The sequence below is a fragment of the Leucobacter sp. cx-328 genome, from assembly GCF_014530035.1.
GTDB lineage: Bacteria > Actinomycetota > Actinomycetes > Actinomycetales > Microbacteriaceae > Leucobacter.
This window is the reverse complement of the sequence record NZ_JACVMX010000001.1, coordinates 201,940-221,283: the sequence shown is the minus strand read 5'-3', so window position 1 is coordinate 221,283 and position 19,344 is coordinate 201,940. Positions and strand designations below refer to the sequence as shown.

Below are 19,344 nucleotides of genomic sequence, written 5' to 3'. Positions count from 1 at the left end.
CCACACACGCCAACCACAGATCATTGGAGATACACATGACCGACACCCAGATCGACTTCCTTTACCTCGATGAGAAGGACATGATCTCGGCAGGCGTGACCGACATGGCCGCATGCGTCGACACCATGAGCGACCTCCTCAAACTGTTCGCAGCTGGCGACTACCGCATGGCCGGCAGCGAGAACAACTCGCACGGTGCACAGATCTTCTTCCCGACCGAGTCACCGTTTGCCGGTATGCCGCTCGATGGCCCCGACCGCCGATTCATGGCAATGCCCGCCTATCTCGGTGGTGAATTCCAGACCGTCGGCTGCAAGTGGTACGGCTCGAACGTCGAGAACAAGAAGAAGGGGCTTCCCCGCTCCATCCTCATGTTCACCCTGAGTGACAAGGACACCGGCGCACCCCTCGCGATCATGAGCGCCAACCTGCTTAGCGCGTACCGCACCGGCGCGATCCCCGGCGTTGGCGCCAAGGAACTCGCGCGCGAAGACGCCAAGGTCGTCGGCATCGTCGGCCCCGGCCCCATGAACCGCACCTCCCTTGAGGCATTTGTGGCAGCGCGCCCCGGCATCACGACCGTCAAAGTCGCCGGCCGCAGCCAGTCGAGCATCGACGCGTTCGCAGCGTGGACAAACGAAACCTTCCCGCACCTCATCGTTGAGCAGGTTGCCGATATCGAGCACGCGGTGCGCGACGCAGACATCGTGAGCATCGCTGTGCCGAGCCCGATGGGCTCCGAGAACTACCCCTACGTCGCAAGCGAGTGGGTCAAGCCCGGCGCATTCATTTGCTGCTCGGCACACCTCGCCCTCGACGAGGAACTCACCCTGCGCTCGCGCCACGTCGCCGACGCACGCAAGATCTATCAGGCATGGGCTGAGGAGCTTCCCGCTCCCGCACACGAGACCGTTGGCATCTGGGGTATGCATCTTGTCGACCGCATCCGCGAGGGCCGCATGCAGCCCGAGCAGTTCGAAGATATGGGTGAGATCCTCATCGGCAAGACGCCCGGACGCAAGCACGACGATGAGATCTTCATCTATTCGGTCGGCGGCATGCCCACCGAAGACGTAGCCTGGGCAACAAAGATCTACCGCAACGCACTCGAGCAGGGCATCGGCACCAAGCTGAACCTGTGGGACAAGCCCGCACTCGCCTAACCACCCAGTGGGGCGCGGATCGCAGATCACGGCCGTGGGACACGATCCGCGCCCTTCATCACACAACGCACACAGATTTACGGAGGAAAGAGAAATGGAACTTCAGAAAACTGACGTCCTCGTCATCGGCACCGGCGCTGTCGGCTCGATGGCACTCTGGCAGCTGAGCAAGCGTGAGGGGCTCGACGTCGTCGGCATCGAACAGTACGGCCGCGTGCATTCGCACGGCTCGTACGCTGGCGAGTCACGCGTGTTCCGCACCGCGGTGCACGAGGGTGGCACCTACGTTCGCATGATCCAGCGCTCGCGCACGCTCTGGCGCGAGCTCGAAGCAGATTCAGGCCGCGACATCTACACCGAGGTCGGCTGCTTGAGCATTGCTCCCGCTGACTTCCCCGACCTGCAGGTCGCGCTCGGCACCGTCAAGGAATTCGACCTCCCGCACCGCGTGCTCTCGGCAGAGGAACTGCGCGCAGAATTCCCGCAGCACATCATCAGCGACGACGACATCGCGCTCTTCGATGAGCAGGGCGGTGGGCTGCGCCCCGAGGTCGCCGTCATGAGTGCCCTCGACGTCGCTGAGCGCAACGGCGCACGCCTGTTCTTCAATACCGAGGTCATCGGCATTGAAGAGCGAGCAGACGGTGTCGTCGTGCGCACCACCCAGGGTTCGTGGCTTACCCAGTCGGTGGTCGTTGCCTCGGGTTCGTGGTCGACGCGCCTCTCCCCCGAGCTCGACGAACTCCTCCGTCTGCAGGTGCTTGGCCTCACCTGGTTCATGCCTCGCGACCCCGCAGCGTTTGTGCCAGACAGGTTCCCCGTGTTCCTGCGCGACTCCGGCCCCGTGCACTTCTTCGGTGCTCCGAGCTTCGACGGCTACGCATTCAAGGCGTGCACGAACCCGGAGTGGCCGGTGTTCCGCGATGTTGCTGAGGTGCCAAAGCACCACACCCGCGAGGAGCTCATCAAGATTGGCCAGCGCGCAGCAGAGCTGTTCGACGGCATCAACCCCGAGCCAGTACGCGAAAGCGTGCACCATTGCGCGTACACTCCTGACCGCCTGCCCGTCGTCGACCGCAGCGAAAGCGGCCGCGTCGTGACGCTAACAGGCTTGTCGGGGCACGGCTTCAAGTTCGCTCCGCAGATCGGCGAGTGGGCCGCGCAGCTCGTCACGGGCGAAGACAACACCATCGATCCGCGCTTCGCACTGGCTGCTCACATGGAACGCCTCGCGAAGACCGGCCCTTACACGGGCGGTGGCCACTAAATACGGGATCCCGGGCTGTGCCCGGGGCCTGCTCTCGCTCGCCGTTGGGGTGGTTTTGCCTTCGGCTTGAAATCGACCTTCGGTAAGACGAATTCTGCTGCTTTCGTCTTACCGAAGGTCTTTTTGCATACCCACGGTGAGTCGATCGGCCCTTCGTCCCACGGGTCTTTGGGGATGCCACCCGCCAGGCCTGCGCAGCATATGGGTCTGCCGCGGCGCGGCTATCGCCGAGCCTTGCCGATGGCGTGTTGGCTTGCGTCTGCTGTTGCCTGCGCGCCGGGCACAGTGTGATTTGCCGTAAATATGTAATCGGCCGTAGATATGCAATTTGGAGCACAAAATACGCGATTGAGGGCAGAACGCATATCTACGGCAAATCCCCGCCGCACCTTCCGCCAGTGCAGATAACACCGCGGCCAAAGCTCACCCGCAGCAATCTTGCCAAGGGCAAGGTTGGCCCACGGCCAACCGCGGCAGTATTTGCTTGACCAGATCAGACCAGGACTGACCCAACCCGACCAGAACCGACCCTTCCCGTCCTATCGAGCGGAGGACGATTCATCCTGCGCATGGTCATATCGATCACGGAACGCGACAATTTCGGTTTGGTGAGTCAATGCCCATTCGGCAATTGCCATGACTGGTCCGACGAGCGTGCTCCCGAGTACGGTTGCTCGGTATTCGACACGAGGCGGAATCTCGGCATACACCGTCCGCTCGACGAGCCCGTCGCGTTCGAGCTGCCGCAGCGTGAAGGTGAGCATTCGCGACGAGATACCCGGAGTCATCCGTTTAAGCTCAGTGAAACGGTAGGGGCCTTGCTGCAGCATGCCAATAAGCATCATGCTCCATTTATCACCCACGCGTGCAAGGATCGACCGAAACACCTCGGCCTGTTGGTCATCGACCGCGCAAATATGTTGCATTCGCGGTTCATCATGCCCCGCTGACCTGACCAGCTGATGGTCGGAGGCTGCGCCCTCGGCGAACACCGCTGTCTCCCCACCAAGCTTGTCCGGCGTCTCTACGCCATACACCGTAACGTTTTGACCACTCATCAGTCTTCCATTTCCGCTTTAGTGAACCCATAGTCAGTCACACGGGAGTAACTCAGTCACGTTGCAGTGCCTGCCACCCCGTAACCGATACTTACTCACTGTACCTCAGTTACATTTAGTTACTTATGGAGTAGACGCAGTGCTCGTTCTTTCAATCATCACCTGGGTGCTCTCAGGAATCCTCGCGTTCATGTTCCTGATGGCCGGCGGCATGAAGCTCGCAAAGCCGCACGCAGACATGCCAATGCCTACATTGCAGGAGCTCAGCCCCGGCAGCGTGAAGTTCATTGGAGCCGCTGAAGTTCTTGGCGCCATCGCCGTGATTGTGTTCCCACTCATCGGGTTCGTCGCCATTCTCGGGCCAATCGCTGCTATTGGTCTGGCAGTCATCCAGTTCCTCGCAGTGTTCGCCCACCGCCGCTTCAAAGAGCCCTTCTACATGAACATCATTCTCATGCTGCTTGGAATCACTGTTGCTGTTCTTTGGTTCGTGACACTGTGAGCGAGCACTCGTCTGGGGCATTCGCCCCAGAACATCCCCTGCCTGCCACTGGTGCTAACACCACTCACGTCAGCAGCACCAAAGCAATCTGGCTTCTCCTCGGTGCAGCATTTGTCACGATCCTGAATGAAACCGTGATGGGCGTGGCACTCCCGCATCTCACGGCCGACCTCGGCATCACGTTGAACGCCGCGCAGTGGACGACAACGGCATTCATGCTCACGATGGCAATCGTGATCCCCACAACGGGCTATCTCCTGCAGCGTTTCACCACACGTCAAATCTTCACGCTCGCCATGTCGCTGTTCACCGCAGGCACGTTACTCGGAGCACTCGCTCCAACCTTCCCACTACTACTCGTCGCTCGGGCCATTCAGGCAGGCGGCACGGCAATGATGATGCCAATGCTGATGACCACGATCATGGCGCTCATCCCAGCGGAGTCACGTGGCCGATTTATGGGACGAATCACCATTGTCATGGCGGTCGCGCCTGCGCTTGGCCCGACCGTGTCGGGGCTCATTCTCAACGCTTTCTCGTGGCGCGCGCTGTTCTGGTTCGTCCTGCCGATTTCATTGGCGATGCTGCTCATAGGCTTCTTGCGGTTGCCCAACGTTGGCGAGACCCTAAAAACGCCGTTTGATGCAATTTCCATCCCGCTTTCAGCTCTCGGCTTCGGTGGGCTTGTGTACGGGTTCTCAACCATCGGATCTGGCAACGCAGACGGCCTGTTAACCGGCGGACTTGTGCTTGCTGCAGGCATCATCGGACTCGCACTATACGTTTGGCGTCAACTAGTACTTCAGCGTGCAAATCGAGCGCTCCTTGATCTCAGAGTATTTGCCTCACGGCCATTTGCGCTCTCGTTGTCGCTTGTGACGATCATGATGGCAGCGATGTTTGGAACGCTCATTCTGCTTCCAATTTATCTTCAGAATGTACTCGGCCTCGATCCCGTAGCTACGGGGCTCACCATGCTTCCCGGTGGCCTCATTATGGGGCTTATCGCCCCACTTGTTGGTCGTCTCTTCGACCGCTACGGGCCACGCCCTCTTGTCATTCCCGGTTCAATGTTGGCGAGTGCCGTGCTGTGGTCGCTTACCCAGCTCACCGAGAACACCTCGCCGATTTTCGTCACCGCGGCCCATATTGGACTGTCCCTTGGGCTCGCGATGATGATGACTCCGCTGATGACGAGTGCACTCGGCTCGCTTACTCCGCAGCTCTACTCACACGGATCAGCAACCGTTGGCGCAGTGCAACAGGTGGCCGGCGCCATTGGAACAGCCCTGTTTGTAACGGTGCTCGGCGTGCGGTCAGCAAGTTCAGCTGCATCAGGAGCAAGCGCCATTGCCGCAAGCGCTGACGGTATTGCGTTCGCGTTTCTGATCGGCGCGATGCTCTCAGTTCTCGCGGTAATTGGTGCCTGGTTCGTGAAGCGAACCCCAACTCAGTAATCTGCATCCGCCTCCCATGGCCATCACGTAACTAGGTGATACCGTCAGCGAGCTACTGGCAAGGCAAAGCACTCAACCCACAGCACGACTGGCCAAAGGCCAACCGCGGCAGCCGTTGACCTCCACCGAGAAATCAACCGTCGTCAGCATGAAAACCGGAGTTTTCGTTTGGCCGACGGTCGATTTCCAGACGAGGGCGAGAAGCTACAGCACACAGCACGCAGCACGCAGCACACCGCACACCGCACACCGCACACACAACGGAGGCCCGGTGCGCAATGCACCGGGCCTCCGTCAAACAGTTCTCGAGATTACGCGTTGTGCGCCTTCTCCCAGATGAAGTGACCCTTTTCCTGGATCTCTTCACTGTCAGGATCGAGCGGAATGTCCGTACGATCACGCAGCAGCATGGTCGCAATGAACGCGACGACGAGCACACCAGCAATGTAGAACGCGACAGACGATGCGCTGCCGGTGCTCTTCACGAGCCAGGTCGCGATCATCGGAGCGAACGCACCACCGAGGATGGCACCAATCGCGTAGGTGATCGAGACGCCCGAGTAGCGGATCGATGCGGGGAACAGCTCCGCAAAGTACGCCGCCTGCGGGCCATACGTGAAGCCGTTGCCGATCGCGAAGAGCGATAGACCGAGGAAGAGTAGCCAGACGTTGCCCGTGTTGACGAGCGGGAACAGGATGAAGATGATCGCGAGGAACGCGATCCAGCCAATAATGTAGGTCTTCTTGCGACCGATGCGGTCAGAGATTACTGCGGCAAAGTAGGTCACTGCCAGCCAGACAATTGAGGCGCCGGCAACGGCGAGCAGCACGGGTGTACGCTCCATGCCGACCAGGCCACCCTCTTCGATGGGGGTGGTTGCGTAGTTCTGGATGTAGCCGCCAGTGGTCATGTAGCCAGCGGCGTTGTTGCCAGCAAAGGTGAATGCCGCGAAGAGCACGAGCAGCCAGTGCTTCTTAAAGAGCTGCGCTGCGGGAACCTTGGTCTGCTGCTTGCGCTCCGAGATCTCGGTGAATACCGGGCTCTCCTCAACCGAACGACGCACCGCGAAACCAACGATGACGAGCACGATGCTCAGCAGGAACGGAATACGCCAGCCCCACTCAAGGAAAGCCTCGCCTGGCGAGATTACACCCGTCATGAGCGCGAGCACACCCGATGCGAGCAGCAGGCCGATCGGCACACCGATCTGCGGGAACGCGCCCATGCGGCCACGCTTGCCAGCGGGGGCGTGCTCAACGGCCATGAGCACTGCCGCACCCCACTCGCCACCGGTTGAAAGGCCCTGCAGCACGCGCAGGAACACGAGCAGCAGCGGTGCCGCTACGCCAATCTGGGCGTAGGTTGGCAGCACACCGATGAGGGTCGTCGCGGCACCCATAAGAACCAGGGTGAGCACGAGCATCGACTTGCGGCCGAGACGGTCACCGAAGTGGCCGGCCAGGAAAGCGCCGAGCGGTCGGAAGAGGAAACTTACGCCGACCGTGAAGAACGAAATGATGGTGCCGTACTCCGAACCGACGGGCTCGAAGAACAACTTGTTAAAGACGAGTCCCGCTGCGCTTGCGTAGAGGAAAAAGTCGTACCACTCAATGGTGGTACCGATTACTGTGGCCGCGGCCACCTTGCGCAACTCGCGTTGTTGCGCCGGTGTGACAGCTGATGATGACATCGTTGCTCCGACTTCCTTGTCTGGATGTGTGGTGAATGTGACAGCGCCCTATTGCCGCCACATTGCGGCGCCACCCATTGAGCGCCTGTGCATACTGTCCACCAAACCAGTGGATCGTATACGATTCCAAACATCGTAAGGCTGATCTTTCGCGGGCGCAAATCACATTTCACACATCTCCGATCGGAGAAAATTCCCGTCCAGGGCAATGTTTAACTATCGAACACATTTCCTCCAATTCAAGCTGGCACAAGAGCCTGCGAATCGTATACGATTTGATCAAGTCTTACGCGGCAGCGCAGTCGCAGATTGGGAGGGCACATGCTCGAGCAGGCACAGATCAAGGCAATTGCAGAGGAATTGGTGCAGGCGGATCGTGACCGCACCATCCTCCCGAAGCTCACCAGCCGCTACCCCGGCATGGTCATCGAAGACTCCTACGCCATCCAGAAGGAATGGTCGGATCGCCGCATCGCAAACGGCGCAAAGCTCGTGGGCCACAAGATTGGCCTCACCTCGAAGGTAATGCAGGTCGCCACTGGCATCTCGGAGCCGGACTACGGCGTCATCCACGATGACATGGTGCACGAGTCGGGCGCCGTCATCGAGTTCGATCGCTTCTCAAACGTTCGCATTGAGGTCGAGCTCGCATTCGTGCTCTCTAAGCCGCTTTCGGGCCCGAACGTCACCATCTTTGACGTGCTCGACGCAACCGCGTACGTGGTTCCCGCACTCGAGATTCTCAACTCTCACCTCGAGCTCGAGGGCCGCACGATCGTAGACACCATCAGTGACAACGCAGCGATGGGCGCCATGGTCATCGGCGGCCGCCCGGTCAAGGTCGACGAGGTTGACCTCACCTGGGCAAAGGCGCTCCTGTACCGCAACGAGACCATCGAAGATTCAGGCGTGGCAGGTGCGATCCTCGGCCACCCCGCTCTCGGCGTCGCATGGCTTGCGAACAAGCTCGCGCAGCACGGTCAGTCACTCGAGGCGGGCGAGATCATTCTTGCTGGCTCGTTTACGAAGCCCATGTGGGTGGAGCGCGGCGACACCGTCCACGCTGATTACGCAGAACTGGGATCGATCACATGCCGATTCATCTAAACCTCCCCACAACGCTCACACAGCGTCTCGCAGAAACGGCCGAAGCGGCCGCACCTGAGACCGCCCGCCCACTCATCGGCCTGTGGGCCTGCGCAGGCAGCCCCATCACGGCTGAGATCGTCGCCGGCAGCGGCTGCGATTGGGTGCTGCTCGATGCAGAGCACTCCCCCAATGGCCTCGAGTCGGTGCTCGCACAGCTCTACGCGATGTCGGCCTACCCGGTCGCTCCGCTCGTGCGCCCGCCCTACGGCGATACCGTCACGATCAAGCAGTTCCTTGACCTTGGCGCGCAGAACCTGCTCATTCCCATGGTCGACTCGGCAGCACAGGCCGAGCAGATCGTGCGCGCGGTGCGCTACCCCGACGGCAGTGTCGGCGGCGGCGTCCGCGGAGTTGGCTCGGCGCTTGCGCGATCCGCCCGCTGGAATCGCGTCGAGGGCTACCTCGGTCGCGCATCCGAGACCATCAGCCTCACCGTGCAGATCGAGTCGGCAGAGGCGGTTCGCAACGCGGCCGAGATTCTTGCGGTTGATGGCGTTGACGCGATCTTTATCGGGCCGTCTGATCTCGCCGCATCAATGGGCCTACTGGGTCAGCAGAACCACCCCGATGTCGTCGCGAACGTACTCGACGTCATCGCAGCGGCGAAGGCTGCTGGCAAGCCAGTTGGTGTGAATGCATTCGTGCGCGCGGACGCGGATCGGTATATTGCGGCCGGCGCTTCCTTCGTCGCTGTCGGCGCAGATGTCGCGATTCTGGCTCGCCAGACTGAAGCGCTCGTCGACAGTTTCCGTGGGGATGGCGGCGGATCCACCCCTCGCGCGAGCTATTAGCAAGCTCCCAGGATTTGCCATTTCACAAATCCAACCAGATCGTATACGATAAGAAATATCATCAAGCAAAGAAGCAGAGGTTGTCATGACGTTCGGCATCGATTCACTCGGAATTGAGACCCCCGGCAAGATCATTGCTGTGCATCTCAACTACCCGTCGCGCATTGCGCAGCGCGGTCGCACTCCTGAGTTCCCTTCCTACTTCTTCAAGCCCGCTTCGTCGCTCGCACCGACCGGCGCAACGATTGAGCGCCCGGCCGGTACCGAACTGCTCGGATTCGAGGGCGAGGTTGCACTCGTCATCGGTGAGCCCGCACACTGGGTCACCCCCGAAGACGGCTGGAAGCACGTCTCGCACGTCACCGCAGCAAACGACTTCGGCCTCTACGACCTGCGCTCGGCAGACAAGGGATCGAACGTTCGCAACAAGGGTGGCGACGGCTACACCCCGATCGGCCCGGTCGCAATTTCAACCGACGGCATCGATCAGGACAGCTGGCGCGTACGCACCTGGGTCAACGGTGAACTCGTTCAGAACGACACCAGCGACACCCTGAAGTTCTCCTTCGGCCAGCTCGTCGCTGACCTGTCGCAGCACATGACGCTCGAGACCGGCGACGTGATTCTCACCGGCACTCCCGCTGGCTCGTCGGTCGTCGTTCCAGGCGATGTCGTTGAGGTCGAGGTTGACGCCCCCACGGCACCGGGCGCTCCGACGACCGGTCGCCTCGTGACCACCGTCACGCAGGGCACCCAGGCATTCGGCGACTTCGGCTCGAAGCCCGCGATCAACGATCTGCAGCGCGTCGAAGCATGGGGCAGCGAGGAAGAGCACTCGGCTGCAGTTGCCGCTGGCAAGGCTTCGCCGCTCGACAAGCCCGTCGAGGCGCACCCCCTCACCGCAGAGCTGCGCGAGCTACTCGACGGTGTTGCGGTCGCAACGGTGTCGGCAGCGCTGCGCAAGCGCGGCTACGTCGACATCTTCATCGACGGCGTGCATCCGAATCACGAGGGCGACCGCATTCTCGGCATCGCGAAAACACTGCGCTTCATCCCGTTCCGCCCCGACCTCTTCAAGAAGTACGGCGGCGGCTACAACGCGCAGAAGCGCGCGTTCGACAGCGTCAACGAGGGCGAAGTGCTCGTCGTTGAAGCTCGCGGCGTTCGTGAGACCGGCACCGTCGGCGATGTGCTCGCACTGCGCGCACAGTTCCGCGGCGCAGCTGGCATCGTCACCGATGGCGGCGTGCGCGATTACTCGGCTGTTGAAGAGTTCGCGATTCCCGTCTTCTCGCAGGGCGCACACCCGAGCGTGCTCGGTCGCCGTCACGTCCCGTGGGAGACCGATGTCACGATCGCGTGCGGCGGCGCAGCTGTCCAGCCCGGCGATGTCATCATGGGCGACCGCGATGGCGTCATCGTGATCCCGCCGTTCCTGCTCGAAGAGGTCGCGCGCGACTCCGCAAAGCAGGAGGCAGAGGACGCATGGGTTGCTGACCAGGTTGCTGCCGGCGCAAAGGTCGACGGCCTGTTCCCAATGAATGCTGAGTGGCGTGCGCGCTACGAGGCAGAGCTCGCAGCTGGCGAGGGCGCGTAACCATGACCACACGTTCAAAGTCTGAGGTGGCCTACCTCAAGATCAAGGCGCGGATCGAGGACGGCGAGTACGGCCCCGGTTTCCGCCTCGTGCTTGCGAGTCTGGCTTCCGAGCTTGAAATGTCCGTGGTGCCGGTTCGCGAAGCGATCCGCCGCCTCGAGGCAGAGCAGCTCGTGACTTTTGAACGGAACGTCGGCGCCCAGGTCGCACTCTTCAAGGAGACCGAGTACCTGCACACCATGCAGACGCTCGCGCTTGTAGAGGGATCCGCCACCTCGCTCGCTGCCCCCGCGGTCACGCCGGAGCAGATTGCCCGCGCACGTGCGATCAATGAGAGCATGCGCGAGACGCTTGAAAGCTTCGATCCGCGCCGGTTCACCGAACTCAACAAGGAATTCCACTCGGTCTTCTTTGAGAGCTGCCCGAACCCGCACATTCTCGATCTTGTTCACCGCGGCTGGAACCGCATGAAGGTACTGCGCGATTCGTCGTTCAGCTTCGTGCCCGGTCGCGCCCAGGAGTCCGTCGCAGAACACGACGAGCTTCTCCGCCTCCTCGAATCGCACGCTGACCCGTTCGACATCGAACTCGCAGCTCGCGCGCACCGCTTGAACACTCTCAACGCAGTGCTCGCGTACCGCGAGGAGACGCGCCACGACACCGCTGAAGCGGTCGCCTAGTTTTCATTCACCTCAATTTTCATCCTCCAAGAAAGTAGGAATCATGATTCAGGAAAAGCCTGCCGGCCTCCCCGACAAGATCCGCCACTTTATCGACGGCAAGTTCGTCGACTCGATTGGCGGCGAAGAATTCGACGTGCTCGATCCGGTCTCAAACGAGACCTACATCAAGGCTTCTGCAGGCCAGAAGGCCGATGTTGACCTTGCTGTTGCAGCTGCACGCCGCGCATTCACCGAGGGTCCCTGGCCCAAGATGCTCCCCCGCGAGCGTTCACGCATTCTGCACAAGGTTGCCGACATCGTTGAGTCGCGCGACGAGCAGCTTGCACAGCTCGAGAGCTACGACTCGGGTCTGCCCATCACCCAGGCGAAGGGCCAGGCGCGTCGTGCGGCTGAGAACTTCCGCTTCTTCGCAGACCTCATCGTTGCGCAGCACGACGACACCTTCAAGGTGCCCGGTCGTCAGATCAACTACGTGAACCGCAAGCCCATCGGTGTTGCAGGTCTCATCACCCCGTGGAACACTCCCTTCATGCTCGAGTCGTGGAAGCTTGGCCCCGCGCTCGCAACCGGTAACACCGTTGTGCTGAAGCCGGCAGAGTTCACTCCCCTCTCGGCGTCGCTGTGGGGCGAGATCTTCCGCGAGGCAGGCATCCCCGACGGTGTCTTCAACCTCGTGAACGGTTTCGGTGAAGAGGCTGGCGACGCGCTCGTCAAGCACCCCGACGTTCCGCTCATCTCGTTCACCGGCGAGAGCAGCACCGGCTCGCTCATCTTCGGCAACTCGGCTCCCTTCCTCAAGGGCCTGTCGATGGAGCTCGGTGGCAAGAGCCCCGCAGTGGTCTTCGCAGATGCTGACCTCGACGCAGCACTCGACGCAACCGTCTTCGGCGTCTTCAGCCTGAACGGCGAGCGTTGCACCGCTGGCAGCCGCATCCTCGTGCAGCGCGACATCTACGACGAGTTCGTTGAGCGTTACGCAGAGCGCGCGAAGAACGTTGTCGTTGGTCTCCCCAGCGATCCCGCAACTGAGGTTGGCGCGCTCGTGCACCCCGAGCACTACGCAAAGGTCATGAGCTACGTCGAGCTCGGCAAGACCGAGGGTCGTCTCGTCGCAGGTGGCGGCCGCCCCGCAGAGTTCCCGACCGGTAACTTCGTGTCGCCGACCGTCTTCGCAGACGTCGCTCCCGATGCACGCATCTTCCAGGAAGAGATCTTCGGCCCGGTCGTTGCGATTACACCGTTCGACACCGACGAGGAAGCGCTCGCACTCGCGAACAACACCAAGTACGGTCTCGCAGCGTACATCTGGACCTCGAACCTCAAGCGTGCGCACAACTTCGCGCAGTCGGTTGAGGCTGGCATGGTCTGGCTGAACTCGAACAACGTTCGCGACCTCCGCACCCCCTTCGGCGGCGTCAAGGCTTCGGGCCTCGGCCACGAGGGCGGCTACCGCTCGATCGATTTCTACACCGATCAGCAGGCTGTGCACATCACGCTGAACGAAGCACACTCCCCCAAGTTTGGACTCGGCAAGTAGCCGATCCGCCACTCATCAATTACGAATTACGCAAGGAAGCATAATGTCAGATCTCAAGGGTCGTGAGAAGACCTCGTCCGGTTTCTGGGTAACCGAAGAAGCACCGATCAAGACCGACAACCCGGTCTCGACTCCCAAGTCGCAGGCGCCCGACATCCTCCGCTGTGCATACATGGAGCTCGTCGTTACCGACCTCGCGAAGTCGCGCCAGTTCTACGTCGACGTACTCGGCCTCTACGTGACCGCTGAGGACGACGAGGTCGTCTACCTGCGCTCGACCGAGGAGTTCATCCACCACAACCTCGTGCTCCGCAAGGGCCCGATCGCTGCTGTGGCTGCGTTCTCGTACCGCGTCCGTTCGGCAGAGGACCTCGACCGCGCGGTTGAGTTCTACACCGAGCTCGGCTGCGACGTTCGCCGCAATACTGAGGGCTTCGTCATGGGCATCGGCGACTCGGTTCGCGTGGTCGACCCCCTCGGCTTCCCGTACGAGTTCTTCTTCGAGACCACTCACGTTGAGCGTCTCTCGTGGCGCTACGACCTGCACACCCCCGGTGAGCTCGTCCGCCTCGACCACTTCAACCAGGTCACCCCTGACGTTCCCCGTGCGGTCCGTCACTACCAGGACCTCGGCTTCCGCGTCACTGAGGATATCCAGGATGAAGAGGGCACCGTCTACGCTGCATGGCTGCGCCGCAAGCCCACCGTGCACGACACCGCTGCAACCGGTGGCGACGGCCCCCGTATGCACCACGTCGCGTTCGCAACCCACGAGAAGCACAACATTCTCGCGATCTGCGACAAGCTCGGTGCACTCCGCCTGAGCGATCACATCGAGCGCGGTCCCGGCCGTCACGGTGTCTCGAACGCGTTCTACCTCTACCTCCGCGATCCCGACGGCCACCGCGTCGAGATCTACACGCAGGACTACTACACCGGCGATCCCGATAACCCTGTTATCACCTGGGACGTTCACGACAACCAGCGTCGTGACTGGTGGGGCAACCCGGTCGTACCGTCGTGGTACACCGACGCTTCGCTCGTTCTCGACCTTGACGGCAACCCCCAGCCCGTCATCAGCCGTACCGATGACTCGGAGATGGCTGTCACCATCGGCGCCGACGGGTTCTCGTACACCCGTGACGGCGACAAGGAGCAGGGCTTCAAGCTCGGCAACACCCTCTAAGCAGTCGCTCAGAGGTCGCACTCTCACCGGAGTTGCACTCACACCGTTGGGCCCCGGTACTCGTTACAAACGAGTACCGGGGCCCAACACTTTTCTCGGCTAGTGCCTTGTGCGATTCGTCAAGGTCCGGAGTCACTATTCAATTACGCGACTTTTGGCCTCTACTGTTGGCGATCCACCGACGTGCACGAGTCCGGCACGGCGGGTTTTCGTCTACGATGTTGAATATAACCATGCCTGTGTCGCATGTCAGCGGCTTTCTGATCCGCCAATCAAGCACAGCCCCAGTTCAGTCAGCGAGGACGAATGCCCAAGATCATCGATCACGATAAGCGTCGCGAAGACATCATCGATGTGGCCTGGCAGCTCATCGTGGAGGGCGGCATCGAAGCCGCCACAATGCGTGAAATTGCGACACGGGCAGGCTTCGCCAACGGGGCACTCAAGCACTATTTCTCGGGCAAGGACGCGATCATCGAGGGCGCGTACGCGCGTTCGCTCGGCAGCCTGCAGAAGCGTCTGGAAGGGCATGTGCGCGGCAAGCGCGGTATCGAAGCGCTCGAGACCGCCATGCGATACACGTTGCCAGTCGACGAAGAGTCGACAACCACTGCCCGCGTGCTTCTTTCCTATTGGGAGCGCTGTGCATTTAGCTCAGAGCTTGAGCAGGGCTATGGCCATTACCTCAGTGATTGGAAAACTGGCTATCGCGAATTTCTACGCCAGGGGCGCGAGGATGGCGACATTGTCACGACCAAGTCAGATGAACAAATCGTGTCAGAAATCATCCTGCTGAATATCGGCGCTGCCGTGGTGCGCGTCGTCAGCCCCGAGCATCTCAGCACACAGATGCTCGAAGACCAAGTCACCGATTTCGTTGCGAGATTGCGGCTGAAACCTTTGACGCGCTAATCCCACTACCAGGCGGCAGCGACTGCGCGGTGCGCCTCAAAGAGCGGAACCGTCGTTCCCTCGGGCGAACGTCCAAAGCCGCACTCGGTCGCGACGCCGAAGTCACGCGTGAGGTGCTGGCGAGCAGCAGCGAGACGGCGCGATGCACCTTCCGCACCGTCTTCGCGGTGCACGAGACCGACGTAGAGCTCAGTCGTGGGTGCGAGTGCAAGCTCAGCCAGCGGCGCGTAGAACTCTGCGTCGTCGCGCTCGATCGGCACGGGCAGGTGCACCCAGTTGATGTCGCGCTGGGTCGCTGCAGCGACGAGGTTTGCGAACTTGGTGAGGTTCGCTGCGTCCTTGGGCTCAACGAAGTGCTTCTCAGCGACGTCGCCGTAGCAAAGGTGCACGCCAGCTTCGACGTCAGCGGGAATGCGATCGAGCTGGCGCGCAAGACGCTCGCTCGTTCCGGTCCAAACGTCGTCGAACCACTCGTAGCGCTTGCCGCCACGCTCCGCGTATGCGGTCTGCTCGAGAATCGCGAACTCGAGCGCAGCATCCCACTGCACTGCAAGCTTGTCGTGGGGAATCGCTGCGAGGATCTGCTCGAGCTCGGCCGCGAGAGCAGCCTCGTAGACGGGCTCGAGATCCGCGCGATCTTCCTCACGCACGAAGCTAGCGAGAGTCGCAAGCGGGGTCGGCAGCGAGACCTGGAAGCGGATGCCAGCGGGAATCACGCCCTCCTCCTGGAGTCGGGCGAACACTGCGTACGATTCGAGCGCAGCATCGGCGTAACCGAGGTTGGCGATCTTCAGGTCGGCGGCATTGACGCCCTCCGAGAGGCGAATCTGGCGGAGGTCGAGCGTACGCAGCAGGATCTGCTGATCACCGACCTGCTCAAGGCCCTCGGTCTTCGCGAGGCGACCCGGCTGGAACGCGATCCAGTGGAATCGCTCGCCGACTTCACCGTCGGGAATGCGCTTCAGGTGGTCGCCGAGGTGAGCCGCCGCAGTGCGCATGGTCTCTTCAGCGGTGTCGAAGTTGATGCTGCCTACGAGGTGTGCCCCGGTAACGTTTGCCTGTGTCATAGCTCCAGTATTGTGACCCTTCGGTGATCCACGTAGATGTGTGACAAATTGCTACGAATTCACGTAACGACCACTCTGATGTTCACAACGCATGAGAAACGCTCGTCAGAGTGCAGAAAAGCGCCGAACATCAGGTGACGTTCGGCGCTTTCGCGCGATTAATGCCGGTCGTTAGCGACTAGTCATCTATCCCAACCGGTGCCGCATGCGCTGCACGCTCTTCCACGAGCGCGGCCTGCTCTACCGAGGTTCGGCCAGGCAAGAACATGCCGCCAATGAATACCACAACGAGCACGCCACCCCAGATGAACGACTCCGTGACGCCGCCAACCAGAACTGGGAGATTCGAGACCGAAATCGCGAGTACGCCGAGCAAGCCGAGGCCGCCAAGTACCGCCGCAACGACCACGCCGACCGGCGGTCGAGTATCACTGGCAGCCTTGCTGGAGCGGCCAAACGCGATGACCGCAATGCTCGTGAGTGCCATCATGAAAATGACGCCAACGGCGCCCGCTCCCGAGTACCAGGTGTAAATCTGGGTCACCGGATCAAGCTGCGCGAGTGCCGAGACCAGCACTACAACCGCGGTAATAATCGTGACCCACAGCGATGCACGCGAGGGCGCGTGGTGCTTGGGGTGCACATCCGAGAGGCGCTTGGGCAGCACGCCGCGCTGACCGAGCGTGAAGAGGTAGCGCGTGACGATGTTGTGGAACGAGAGCATGCACGCAAACATGCTCGTCACGACAAGCACCTGCACAATGTCAGCGAAGATCGGTGCGACAACGTTGCCTGCGAGGGCGATCACGATGCTGTCGGGGGCCGCGTTCGAATCCGCCACTGCGGTATCGACGCCGAGGCCCGAAATCACGAGCCACGACGAGATGAAGTACAGCACACCGATCGTGATAACCGCGATATAGGTTGCGCGTGGGACCGTACGCTCGGGGTTCTTCGCCTCGTTACGGAAGACCGCGGTTGCCTCAAAGCCAAAGAAGCCAAGGAACGCGAAGAGCAGGCCAAGGCCGGGGGCACCAACGAGCGCCTCGCTCGGGAAGAGCGGCTTCATCGAGAGCTCTTCGCCAGAGAAGAGCACGCCAAGGTCGATTGCGAGCACCGCGACGACCTCGAGCACGAGCACAACGCCGAGCACCTTTGCCGAGAGCTCAATATCGCGGTAGCCCAGGAAGGCAACAATCGCGATCATGATGCCGGAGATGAGCCACCACGGCGGCGTCACACCGAACCACAGGTTGATGAGGTTGCCCGCCTGCACACCGAGGTAGCAGGTCATCGACACCGTGAGCAGCACATAACACACGAGCGCAATCGCGGCTGTGCCGAGGCCGGTGCGACGACCGAGGCCGCGATCAACGTACGAGTAGAACGCGCCAGCGTCGGGCACGCGCGGAGTCATCCAGGTGTACCCAACTGCGAAGAGCAGCAGGATGACCGTTGCCGCGAGCACCATCGACGGAACGCCAATGGAACTCGAGCTCAGAATAATGATCGGGAAGTTTGCGGCGACGACCGTGATGGGTGCTGCCGCGGCAATCACCATAAACACGATCCCGGCGACGCCGAGCCTCCGATTGAGCGTGGGTTCCAACGCCATTCCTCCTGTTGAATGAGTCCAGGTGCGCCACCCCACCGGATTTTCCGTGGGGTTTCTGTGCGCGTTTTCACAGCAAACAAACGGCTCACTATGCCAGGGGTAAGCATATCCTTTGCCAATTCATCCGCGCGAAACGGGACGCAACGCAGCGAAACAGGCCGGGGCGCACTGCACCCCAGCCTGCTTACTCAGGGCCGAATCTGCGCTGAATCTGCACTCAATCAGCGCTCAGCGAGCCCAACATCCACTCGGGCCGCTACACGACCGAAGGCCACCAGTCAGCCGCGGTCCACAGCGCGAGTTCCGCTTCGACTGCTGCGCCGACCTTAAAGACCGTCTGATCGTCGAAGGTGCGGCCAACAATCTGTACGCCGGTCGGGACGCCGTTCGAGGCTTTCCCCGACGGCACGGCCAGCACGGGCGCACGGCCGACGATATTGAACGGCAGGGTCATGAGCTGGCCAAAGACGTTCTCCGAGTCGGTGCAGGGCTCGTCGGCCGCAAACCCGGTGTTTGCCGTCGTCGGGCAAATGAGTGCGTCGTACTTCTCAAGCAGCTCACCAAAGGGCTCGTAGAACGCCGACTCGGCAATGAGACCCTCGACGTAGTCGCCACCAGTCTTCGCCGAGGCCGCGAACGCGCGGGTGTACGGCATCAGCTGCGCAACACGTTCGGGCGAATCGTTCGCGATGCTCTCGATGAATGCGCCCATGATCGCGCCGAAGTGCGCCCACGACACGTCCTTCACACGCTTCGGGCCCCACGGCAGATCTACCTCGGTCACGGTCGCGCCAGCCGAGCGCAGCGCCTCGGCGAAGCGCTGGGTGTTCGCGATCACGTCAGGGTCAACGTCATAGCCGCCGAGCGTGTAGCTCAGCGCAATCTTCATGCCAGCGAGCGACTGCACCTTCGCCGAGACATTGATCTTTGGCAGCGAAGCCGCGTCACCGCGCCACGGCCCTGAAATCACGTTCTGCAGCAAGGCCACATCCGCGACCGACCGCCCCATGGGTCCGTCAGCACAGTAGGTATCACTGTTGAACGGCGCGAGACCCGGCACGCGGGCGAACGGCGGCTTGAAACCGACGACGCCACAGTACGCCGAGGGGATGCGGATCGATCCGCCAATATCTGAACCGGTAGCGAGGGTCGTTGAGCCGGCAGCGAGGACGGCGCCGGAGCCGCCTGAGGATCCGCCCGGGGTCATGTCCGGGTTGAAGGGGTTACGCGTCACGCCCCAGAGTTTCGTGTGCGTGACCGGCGCGCAGCAGAATTCGGGGGTCGTCGCGCGGCCGTGCACAACCGCACCCGCGTCGAAGATGCGCTCGACAATCGGGTGCGTCACGTCAGCGATCACACCCTTTTCGAGAAGCGACCCCTCCTCGTTCGTGCGACCGGCGATCGGCTGCTCCTCCTTGATAATCGTGGGGACGCCCTCGAGCGGGCGTGCGGTGCCAGCCGCGTAGCGTGCTTCTGATGCGCGGGCGGCATCATAAGCCTCGTCAAGGAACTGCTCCGTGATCGCGTTGACCGTTGGCTCGGTCATCTCGCCACGCGCGACGACAGCATCAAGCAGGTCAACGGGCGAAAGTTCGCGGTTCTGGAAGCGACGAACCGCCTCCGATGCTGTGAGGTGATGCAGGTCCAAAGTGACTCCCATTCATGTTGC

16 protein-coding genes are annotated in these 19,344 nt (G+C 61.5%); 11 read left to right on the top strand and 5 right to left on the bottom strand.

The window, feature by feature from the left end:
- The first annotated feature begins 35 nt into the window (after positions 1-35).
- Positions 36-1,163: a tyramine oxidase subunit B gene (locus tag ICL81_RS00955; protein ID WP_188033133.1), complete on the top strand. Its 1,128-nt coding sequence runs from the start codon at positions 36-38 to the stop codon at positions 1,161-1,163.
- A 94-nt stretch (positions 1,164-1,257) separates the two neighbouring features.
- Positions 1,258-2,430: an N-methyl-L-tryptophan oxidase gene (solA, locus tag ICL81_RS00950; RefSeq protein ID WP_188033132.1), complete on the top strand. Its 1,173-nt coding sequence runs from the start codon at positions 1,258-1,260 to the stop codon at positions 2,428-2,430.
- Positions 2,431-2,969: 539 nt separating this feature from the next.
- On the opposite strand, the gene ICL81_RS00945 is transcribed toward solA, so the two are convergent.
- Positions 2,970-3,488, bottom strand: coding sequence for a helix-turn-helix domain-containing protein (locus ICL81_RS00945; RefSeq protein WP_353055376.1), 519 nt, complete (start codon positions 3,486-3,488; stop codon positions 2,970-2,972).
- Between the two features lie 139 nt (positions 3,489-3,627).
- Between ICL81_RS00945 and ICL81_RS00940 the strand changes: the two genes are divergently transcribed.
- Positions 3,628-3,990 (top strand): DoxX family protein, encoded by a 363-nt coding sequence (locus ICL81_RS00940; protein ID WP_188022826.1) that lies wholly within the window; start codon positions 3,628-3,630, stop codon positions 3,988-3,990.
- A complete protein-coding gene (locus ICL81_RS00935; RefSeq protein ID WP_188033131.1) occupies positions 3,987-5,447 on the top strand; it encodes an MDR family MFS transporter in 1,461 nt (486 codons plus the stop codon). The genes ICL81_RS00940 and ICL81_RS00935 overlap by 4 nt, the downstream gene beginning before the upstream one ends.
- A 311-nt stretch (positions 5,448-5,758) precedes the next feature.
- Here ICL81_RS00935 and ICL81_RS00930 read toward each other — a convergent pair whose 3' ends face one another.
- Positions 5,759-7,138, bottom strand: a complete 1,380-nt coding sequence (locus ICL81_RS00930; RefSeq protein WP_188033130.1) for an MFS transporter — start codon at positions 7,136-7,138, stop codon at positions 5,759-5,761.
- Between the two features lie 321 nt (positions 7,139-7,459).
- Between ICL81_RS00930 and hpaH the strand changes: the two genes are divergently transcribed.
- The 7 genes from hpaH (at position 7,460) to ICL81_RS00895 (ending at position 14,993) form a co-directional block, all read left to right on the top strand.
- The gene (hpaH, locus tag ICL81_RS00925) at positions 7,460-8,245 is read left to right on the top strand and encodes a 2-oxo-hept-4-ene-1,7-dioate hydratase (protein WP_188022829.1); all 786 of its coding nucleotides are present in this window, start codon (positions 7,460-7,462) and stop codon (positions 8,243-8,245) included.
- Positions 8,230-9,078 (top strand): HpcH/HpaI aldolase/citrate lyase family protein, encoded by an 849-nt coding sequence (locus ICL81_RS00920; protein ID WP_188033129.1) that lies wholly within the window; start codon positions 8,230-8,232, stop codon positions 9,076-9,078. Before hpaH ends, ICL81_RS00920 begins: the two co-directional genes overlap by 16 nt.
- 85 nt (positions 9,079-9,163) lie before the next feature.
- Positions 9,164-10,675 carry a fumarylacetoacetate hydrolase family protein gene (locus ICL81_RS00915; RefSeq protein WP_188033128.1) on the top strand — a complete coding sequence of 504 codons (1,512 nt, stop codon included), beginning with the start codon at positions 9,164-9,166 and terminating at the stop codon, positions 10,673-10,675.
- Positions 10,676-10,677: 2 nt separating this feature from the next.
- Positions 10,678-11,355 (top strand): GntR family transcriptional regulator, encoded by a 678-nt coding sequence (locus tag ICL81_RS00910; RefSeq protein ID WP_188033127.1) that lies wholly within the window; start codon positions 10,678-10,680, stop codon positions 11,353-11,355.
- A gap of 43 nt (positions 11,356-11,398) precedes the next feature.
- Positions 11,399-12,895, top strand: coding sequence for a 5-carboxymethyl-2-hydroxymuconate semialdehyde dehydrogenase (gene hpaE / locus ICL81_RS00905; protein ID WP_188022833.1), 1,497 nt, complete (start codon positions 11,399-11,401; stop codon positions 12,893-12,895).
- A 43-nt stretch (positions 12,896-12,938) separates the two neighbouring features.
- Positions 12,939-14,081 carry a 3,4-dihydroxyphenylacetate 2,3-dioxygenase gene (gene hpaD, locus ICL81_RS00900; protein ID WP_188033126.1) on the top strand — a complete coding sequence of 381 codons (1,143 nt, stop codon included), beginning with the start codon at positions 12,939-12,941 and terminating at the stop codon, positions 14,079-14,081.
- A gap of 306 nt (positions 14,082-14,387) precedes the next feature.
- Complete coding sequence (locus ICL81_RS00895) at positions 14,388-14,993, top strand: TetR/AcrR family transcriptional regulator (protein WP_188033125.1); 606 nt, start codon at positions 14,388-14,390, stop codon at positions 14,991-14,993.
- 5 nt (positions 14,994-14,998) lie between these two features.
- On the opposite strand, the gene ICL81_RS00890 is transcribed toward ICL81_RS00895, so the two are convergent.
- The 3 genes from ICL81_RS00890 to ICL81_RS00880 form a co-directional block, all read right to left on the bottom strand.
- The gene (locus tag ICL81_RS00890; RefSeq protein ID WP_188033124.1) at positions 14,999-16,060 is read right to left on the bottom strand and encodes a hypothetical protein; all 1,062 of its coding nucleotides are present in this window, start codon (positions 16,058-16,060) and stop codon (positions 14,999-15,001) included.
- 178 nt (positions 16,061-16,238) lie between these two features.
- Positions 16,239-17,675, bottom strand: a complete 1,437-nt coding sequence (locus ICL81_RS00885; protein ID WP_251381593.1) for an APC family permease — start codon at positions 17,673-17,675, stop codon at positions 16,239-16,241.
- Between the two features lie 256 nt (positions 17,676-17,931).
- Complete coding sequence (locus tag ICL81_RS00880) at positions 17,932-19,323, bottom strand: amidase (protein WP_215394721.1); 1,392 nt, start codon at positions 19,321-19,323, stop codon at positions 17,932-17,934.
- Positions 19,324-19,344: the final 21 nt, after the last annotated feature.